The organism is Xenorhabdus sp. IM139775, assembly GCF_028598745.1.
Classification (GTDB): domain Bacteria; phylum Pseudomonadota; class Gammaproteobacteria; order Enterobacterales; family Enterobacteriaceae; genus Xenorhabdus.
Genome location: NZ_JAQRFK010000013.1, coordinates 65,552 through 72,848, shown reverse-complemented (window position 1 = coordinate 72,848; position 7,297 = coordinate 65,552). Strand labels below are relative to the sequence as shown.

Genomic DNA, 7,297 nt, shown 5'->3' with positions numbered 1-7,297 from the left:
GAGGACACTAAAGGAACGTTCGAGACGAGGACGTGGATAGGCCGGGTGTGTAAGCGTAGCGATACGTTGAGCTAACCGGTACTAATGACCCGTGCGGCTTAACCTGACAACACCAAAGGTGTTTTGGGCTGTGTGTGAGAGAGAATTTTCAGATGATAAACAGCTTGTTCGGGATTGAAAACAGGATTTGTCTGGCGGCAATAGCGCGGTGGTCCCACCTGACCCCATGCCGAACTCAGCAGTGAAACGCCGTCGCGCCGATGGTAGTGTGGGGTCTCCCCATGCGAGAGTAGGGCACTGCCAGACATCACTTTAGTCAAAAAAGCCATCCCTCACCGGATGGCTTTTTTGCGTTTGGGCAAAATTGAAATAGTTAACCAAAATAATTAACCATAAGTTAATGTGCTTTTCCTTGTTCGATTCCAATACCCGTTTGTGAACGAATAAACTGATTGCGAAACAGTTCCCTTTCCCGTATTCCTTGTTCCGATGTATCTGTAACCGAAAATAACCAGGCTCCGATAAATGCGATAAACATAGAAAACAGAGCCGGATACTCATAAGGATAAATGGGTTTCTCATGACCAAGAATACTGACCCAGATCGTAGGCCCTAGGATCATTAATATAATTGCTGTCAGTAACCCTAACCATCCACCAACCAACGCTCCACGTGTAGTCAGCCTGCTCCAGTACATTGACAATAAAATAATAGGGAAATTACAACTTGCAGCAATGGAGAAAGCTAAACCGACCATAAAGGCAATATTTTGCTTTTCAAATAAAATACCCAAGCCAATGGCAACTAATCCCAAAATAACAACGGTGATTTTGGAAACTTTTAGTTCATCTTGCTCATTAGCTTGTCCCTGTTTAATCACATTAGCATAGAGGTCATGGGATACGGCGGAAGCGCCTGCTAATGTTAACCCTGCAACTACCGCCAAAATAGTGGCAAAAGCCACTGCCGAGATAAAGCCAAGGAAAAAATCACCGCCAACGGCATTTGCCAGATGGACGGCCGCCATATTTGTACCACCAATTAGTGCCCCAGTTGCATCTTTGAATGAAGGATTGGCGCTGACCAATAAAATTGCCCCAAATCCGATAATAAACGTCAGGATATAAAAATAACCGATAAAGCCAGTTGCATAGAAAACACTTTTACGGGCTTCTTTGGCATCACAAACAGTAAAAAACCGCATGACAATATGTGGCAATCCCGCAGTACCGAACATTAATGCCAATCCTAAAGAGAGCGCAGAGATAGGATCAGAGACCAATCCCCCAGGACTCATGATAGCTGGCCCAAGAGAGTGCACCGCGATGGCCTCTTTAAACAGGGTATGAAAATTGAAATTGACGACTTTCATGACCATCAGAGCCATGAATGTTGCCCCTGCCAGCAACAGAATGGCTTTAATAATCTGAACCCATGTCGTCGCCAGCATTCCGCCAAACAATACATAAAACACCATTAAGATACCGACCAAGACAACAGCGACGTAATAATTCAGCCCGAATAGCAATTCGATCAGTTTTCCTGCTCCAACCATCTGAGCGATTAAATATAACGCAACAACGACCAATGAACCCATGGCGGATAAGGTACGGATGGGACGCTGTTTCAGCCGATAAGAAGCGACATCTGCAAAAGTGTAACGCCCCAAGTTTCTTAATCTTTCGGCAATAAGAAATAGAATAATTGGCCAGCCAACGAGGAAGCCAATAGAGTAGATCAACCCATCATAGCCAGAGGTATAAACTAACGCTGAAATTCCCAGAAAAGAGGCGGCTGACATATAGTCGCCCGCTATCGCCATGCCGTTCTGGAATCCGGTAATACGCCCGCCAGCGGTATAATAATCTGAGCGTGAAATAGTCCGCTTTGAAGCCCAGTAAGTGATACCAAGCGTTAACCCAACGAATAACAGGAACATGACAATTGCCTGAACATTCAAGGGTTGTTTTTCTATATTACCTGAAAGGGCATCTGCTTGAGCCAGGAGAGGAAAGAGGGAGGAAAATAGGAATACGATTTTTTTCATTTTCTCACCTCGTTGAGAATAGTTGACGTCAGACGATCAAATTCACCATTTGCCCTTACCACATAAATTCCGGTCAGTATGAAAGATATAAAGATGATCCCAACTCCTACAGGGATCCCTCTCGTCATATTGGTGTTTTCATGAAGTTGTGTGCCAAGCCATTCAGGCGCAAAAGCGATTAGGAAAATAAAACCAACATAAAGTACTAACATGATGAACGATAACAGCCAGGCAAAACGTCCTCGCTTCTTAACTAACTCCTTAAAGCGGGGATTATTCTCAATCTCTTGATAAATGTCGTCACTCATTGGAGTATCTCCTTGTTGGTTTGAAACGGCGCTGTACTTTTGGTGATACGTTATTTAAGCCGCCTTGCGGCGGCTCTTATGTTTTATGAAATAGTTTTACGACATGTTGATAGATTGTTTTTCTTCCAGCAGTTTTTCAACAACACCTGGATCGGCCAATGTGGAGGTATCTCCTAAGTTGCTGGTATCACCAGAAGCAATTTTGCGCAAAATACGCCGCATGATTTTTCCAGAACGCGTTTTGGGCAGAGAGTCTGTCCAATGAAGGATATCGGGGGTTGCAATTGGGCCGATTTCTTTACGAACCCAGTTTCTCACCTCGGTATACAGTTCAGGAGAAGGTTCTTCACCATGAATTAGCGTGACATAGGCGTAAATAGCTTGCCCTTTAATATGATGAGGGATACCAACAACAGCCGCTTCCGCGATTTTAGGGTATGAGACCAAGGCTGACTCAATTTCCGCAGTTCCCAAACGATGGCCTGAAATATTCAGAACATCATCAACACGGCCAGTGATCCAGTAATAGCCATCTTCATCACGTCGAGCGCCATCACCGCTGAAATACATTCCTTTAAAAGTGGAAAAATAGGTTTGTTCAAAACGCTCATGATCGCCATACAAAGTTCGAGCCTGTGCTGGCCAGGAATCCGTGATAACAAGGTTGCCTTCACTCTCACCGGCTAAAATTTCCCCGGAATTATCCACTAAGGCCGGACTAATACCAAAAAATGGCAAAGTGGCGGAACCTGCTTTAAGGTCGGTAGCCCCTGGTAGTGGTGTGATCATGAACCCACCCGTTTCGGTTTGCCACCATGTATCTACGATAGGACATTGACTATTGCCTATTTTTCGGTAGTACCACTCCCATGCTTCTGGGTTAATGGGTTCACCAACCGATCCCATAATGCGCAATGATGTGCGCTCAGTCCCTTCTATGGCCTTATCACCTTCGGCCATTAATGCCCTGATGGCGGTTGGCGCAGTATAAAGAATATTCACTTGGTGCTTATCAACGACCTGACAGAGACGGTTAACATCAGGATAGTTGGGTACACCTTCAAACATCAACGTTGTGGCGCCACAAGACAGAGGCCCATATAACAGGTAGCTATGCCCCGTTACCCAGCCTATATCGGCGGTACACCAATAAATTTCACCAGGGCGATAATCAAACGTGTATTTAAACGTTAAAGAAGCGTAGACCAGATAACCACCAGTCGTATGCAGGACACCTTTAGGTTTACCTGTAGAGCCTGAAGTATAAAGAATAAATAATGGATCTTCGGCACCAATCTCTTCTGCGGGGCACTCAGCACTAACACTTTCGACTAGTTCATGCCACCATAAGTCCCGGCTATGATGCCAGTTTTTGGTATTTCCGGTACGTCTGAAAACAACCACATTAGTCACGCTAGTGACATCTGGATTGTTCAGTGCCTCATCGACATTTTTTTTCAGTGGGATTGTCCGGCCTGCGCGCAAGCCTTCATCTGCGGTAACCACGAGTTTGGCGTTGGAGTCGATAACACGGCCGGCGATGGCATCAGGAGAGAAGCCACCAAAAATCACGGAATGGATCGCTCCGATACGGGCACAAGCCAGCATGGCAACCGCAGCTTCTGGCACCATTGGCATATAGATGGCAACAACATCGCCTTTTTTGACCCCCTGTTTTTTCAATACATTGGCGAATTGGCAGACGTTATGATGTAATTCTCGATAGGTAACATGTCGGGATTCTGCGGGATTATCTCCCTCCCAGATAATGGCAGTTTGATCGCCACGCTCTTGCAAATGGCGATCAAGACAGTTGGCACTTAAGTTCAGCGTGCCATCTTCAAACCAGCGGATGCTGATATGCCCAGGATCGAAAGAAGTATTCTTGACCTTGGTGTAGGGCCTAATCCAATCAACGATTTTACCTTTCTCACCCCAGAAACTTTCTGGATCTTGTAATGACCATTGGTAGTCATCTAGGTACTGTTGTTTGCTTATCAGGGCCGTATCTGCAATATCAGCAGGAATAAGGTGCTTGATTATTTGAGTCATATTTTTATCTCCTTGCAATTGTTAATACTATGTCAAAACAAGGTTAACTAAAGTGTAAGAAGAATTTTTGTTTCTTTTTTGCGCGGAAGATCACGCAATAGAGAGAATGGATGACATGGAATGATCATTTAATGCTTTTGATTTTAGCGAGACTAAATAGTGTATTTATTATATTAGCTAGATCAATGCGTTATTATTTTTGTTTATACTGCTATTTTTATCTAAACAAAGGTGTGAAACGTGAAGGTATAACAGGAAACCATAGTGACATCATGGAATTGATAATCATTTTCATTGTTGCTCAATTCACTATAATAATCATGCTGTTCACAAGATGTGAGCTTTATATATTCTAAACAACTGGAGATATGATATGAGCTATTCATTACCTTCTCTACCTTACTCTTATGATGCACTAGAGCCTCATTTCGATAAGCAAACGATGGAAATTCACCATACTAAACACCATCAGACCTATGTCACTAACACGAATAACGCTCTGGAAGCCTTCCCGGAATTAAGTAAACTTGATATTGATGACCTGATCCAGCAGCTTGATAAAATTCCAGCCGACAAACGTACTTTTGTTCGCAACAATGCGGGGGGTCACTCAAATCATAGCTTGTTTTGGAAAGGGCTAAAATTAGGCACAGTATTGGGTGGTACTTTGAAGGCCGCGATCGAACGTGATCTTGGCAGTGTTGACAGTTTCAAAGAAAAATTTGAGCAGGCGGCAGCAACTCGCTTTGGCTCTGGCTGGGCATGGTTGGTGCTGAAAGAAGATGGCAAACTTGCTGTTGTTTCAACCGCCAATCAGGATAGCCCACTTATGGGTGAGGAAATTACAGGTGCTTCTGGTTACCCGATTGTGGGTCTGGATGTTTGGGAGCATGCTTATTACCTGAAATATCAGAATCGCCGCCCTGACTACATCAAAGCATTTTGGCACGTCGTCAATTGGGACGAAGCGGCAAGGCGCTACGAAGAAAAAATTAAGTAATCCATTCAATTAGTTTCCACAAGAATGCTGGTCATCGTTGTGACCAGCATTTTTATTGTGTGTAATCTTGGCTATTATGCCAAGGAAATGCTGACTCATCTTCACTCGCTCATTGAGAGGAAACAAAAATGTATTACCCACAAGTGTATAGAGGCAAAATATTATCGTCAGAAACGTTGGGGTTCAGTGCGATCAATAAACTGGTGGTGAATGGCCGTTTACAGTTAACCTCCCTTGGTCTGGAAGGGGATGAGCAAGCGGAAACGCGTTTTCACGGTGGGCCTGATCGGGCGCTTTGTCACTATCCAAGAGAGCATTACTTATTTTGGCGGCGTCAATTCCCTGAATTGACCGAATTGCTTGCATCCCCTCTGTTTGGAGAAAATATATCCACAGAAGGCCTGACAGAAGATAATGTCTATATTGGTGATATTTTCCAATGGGGTGAAGCGCTGATTCAAATCACTCAGCCGCGTTCTCCATGTTATAAACTCAATCTTGTTACAAACATAAGTGATTTTGCTGCGATGATGCAAGATAATGGTCGTTGTGGCTGGTTATACCGCGTTATCTCTTCTGGTTTGGTCAGTGCGGGTGAACCGATAAAACTGCTAACCCGTAATAGTGATGTTTCTGTTATGGAAGCTATATCCATTGCTTTTCATAATCCATTTGATGAAGAGCAGTATCGTCGCTTAATGGGAGCTGCTGGATTGTCTGCAAGTTGGCACCTGACGATGCAAAAACGGATATTGCATGGAAAAATTGAAGATTTTAATCGTCGTTTATTTGGGAATAAAAATAATGCCAAAGAATAAATTAATACCCTTTGGCATTCACATAAGAATAAATAGTTATGGATGAGCGATAAACCCTACAGCTTCATAAACTTTATCCAAAGTTGCCTGAGCACGAGCCTGAGCTTTAGCCGCGCCTTCTGCCATGATTTGATTCAGTAAGGCTTCATCATTACGGAAATGATGGAAACGTTCCTGTAAACCGGTCAGCATTTCACTGACGGCATCTGCAACAGCGCCTTTCAAATGGCCGTACATTTTACCTTCAAACTCAGCTTCTAATTCAGGGATCGTTTTACCGGTTACACCTGCAAGAATATCCAGCAAATTGGAAACGCCGGGTTTGTTTTCCAGATCATAATGTACGCGAGGTGGCTCTTCAGAATCGGTAACCGCGCGTTTGATTTTCTTGACGGCAGATTTAGGGTCTTCCAGCAGGGCAATCAGGTTATTGCGGTTATCATCCGACTTCGACATTTTCTTACTCGGATCTTGCAATGCCATCACGCGAGCGCCGCCTTTTGGAATGAACGGCTCTGGCACGGTGAAAATATCACCGTATAAGGCGTTAAAACGCAGCGCCAAATCACGGGTCAATTCAAGATGCTGCTTCTGGTCAATGCCCACAGGGATCTGATTGGCCTGATAAAGCAAAATATCAGCGGCCATTAAAACGGGATAATCAAACAGCCCGGCATTGATATTTTCTGCATGACGGGCTGATTTATCCTTGAACTGAGTCATACGGCCGAGTTCGCCGAAATAAGCGTAGCAGTTCAGTACCCAGCTCAACTGAGTATGTTGTGGGACATGTGACTGAACGAAAATAGTGCTTTTCTTTGGATCAATCCCACAGGCAAGGTAAAGCGCCAGTGTGTCCAGCGTGCGTTTTTTCAGTTCATGGGGATCTTGACGCACAGTAATGGCATGCTGGTTAACGATGCAGTAGATGCAATCATATTCATCTTGCATGCTAACCCACTGACGTAACGCCCCCATATAGTTACCGATGGTCAATTCACCGGAAGGTTGTGCGCCGCTGAATACAATAGGTTTTTGGGAGTTTGGTTTCATGACAGTGGGTTCATTCATT

The 7,297-nt window shown here is 44.2% G+C and carries 6 protein-coding genes and 2 rRNA genes; 4 read left to right on the top strand and 4 right to left on the bottom strand.

Annotation, left to right across the window (positions count from 1 at the left end):
• Together PSI17_RS04980 and rrf are read left to right on the top strand one after the other, a co-directional pair.
• Positions 1–106 (top strand): 23S ribosomal RNA (locus PSI17_RS04980); the annotation flags it as partial.
• A gap of 84 nt (positions 107–190) precedes the next feature.
• A 5S ribosomal RNA gene (rrf, locus tag PSI17_RS04975) occupies positions 191–306 on the top strand.
• Positions 307–397: 91 nt separating this feature from the next.
• Here the strand turns inward: rrf and actP are convergent.
• From actP to acs, 3 genes are all read right to left on the bottom strand, one after another.
• The gene (actP, locus tag PSI17_RS04970) at positions 398–2,047 is read right to left on the bottom strand and encodes a cation/acetate symporter ActP (RefSeq protein WP_273550909.1); all 1,650 of its coding nucleotides are present in this window, start codon (positions 2,045–2,047) and stop codon (positions 398–400) included.
• Positions 2,044–2,355 (bottom strand): DUF485 domain-containing protein, encoded by a 312-nt coding sequence (locus PSI17_RS04965; RefSeq protein WP_273550908.1) that lies wholly within the window; start codon positions 2,353–2,355, stop codon positions 2,044–2,046. Before PSI17_RS04965 ends, actP begins: the two co-directional genes overlap by 4 nt.
• A gap of 96 nt (positions 2,356–2,451) precedes the next feature.
• Positions 2,452–4,407 carry an acetate--CoA ligase gene (gene acs, locus PSI17_RS04960; protein ID WP_273550907.1) on the bottom strand — a complete coding sequence of 652 codons (1,956 nt, stop codon included), beginning with the start codon at positions 4,405–4,407 and terminating at the stop codon, positions 2,452–2,454.
• Positions 4,408–4,780: 373 nt separating this feature from the next.
• Here acs and sodA point away from each other — a divergent pair, with 373 nt between their 5' ends.
• Positions 4,781–5,407 (top strand): superoxide dismutase [Mn], encoded by a 627-nt coding sequence (gene sodA, locus PSI17_RS04955; protein ID WP_273550906.1) that lies wholly within the window; start codon positions 4,781–4,783, stop codon positions 5,405–5,407.
• A 128-nt stretch (positions 5,408–5,535) separates the two neighbouring features.
• Entirely contained in the window at positions 5,536–6,225 is a 690-nt protein-coding gene (yiiM, locus tag PSI17_RS04950; protein ID WP_273550905.1) for a 6-hydroxyaminopurine reductase, read from the top strand.
• A 36-nt stretch (positions 6,226–6,261) separates the two neighbouring features.
• Here the strand turns inward: yiiM and trpS are convergent, their stop codons facing one another.
• Positions 6,262–7,296 carry a tryptophan--tRNA ligase gene (trpS, locus tag PSI17_RS04945; RefSeq protein WP_273550904.1) on the bottom strand — a complete coding sequence of 345 codons (1,035 nt, stop codon included), beginning with the start codon at positions 7,294–7,296 and terminating at the stop codon, positions 6,262–6,264.
• Position 7,297: the final 1 nt, after the last annotated feature.

Excerpts from the sequence above, each read along its gene's own strand:
- actP (WP_273550909.1), bottom strand. The coding sequence starts at position 2,047 with ATGAAAAAAATCGTATTCCTATTTTCCTCCCTCTTTCCTCTCCTGGCT.
- PSI17_RS04965 (WP_273550908.1), bottom strand. The coding sequence starts at position 2,355 with ATGAGTGACGACATTTATCAAGAGATTGAGAATAATCCCCGCTTTAAG.
- acs (WP_273550907.1), bottom strand. The coding sequence starts at position 4,407 with ATGACTCAAATAATCAAGCACCTTATTCCTGCTGATATTGCAGATACG.
- sodA (WP_273550906.1), top strand. The coding sequence starts at position 4,781 with ATGAGCTATTCATTACCTTCTCTACCTTACTCTTATGATGCACTAGAG.
- yiiM (WP_273550905.1), top strand. The coding sequence starts at position 5,536 with ATGTATTACCCACAAGTGTATAGAGGCAAAATATTATCGTCAGAAACG.
- trpS (WP_273550904.1), bottom strand. The coding sequence starts at position 7,296 with ATGAATGAACCCACTGTCATGAAACCAAACTCCCAAAAACCTATTGTA.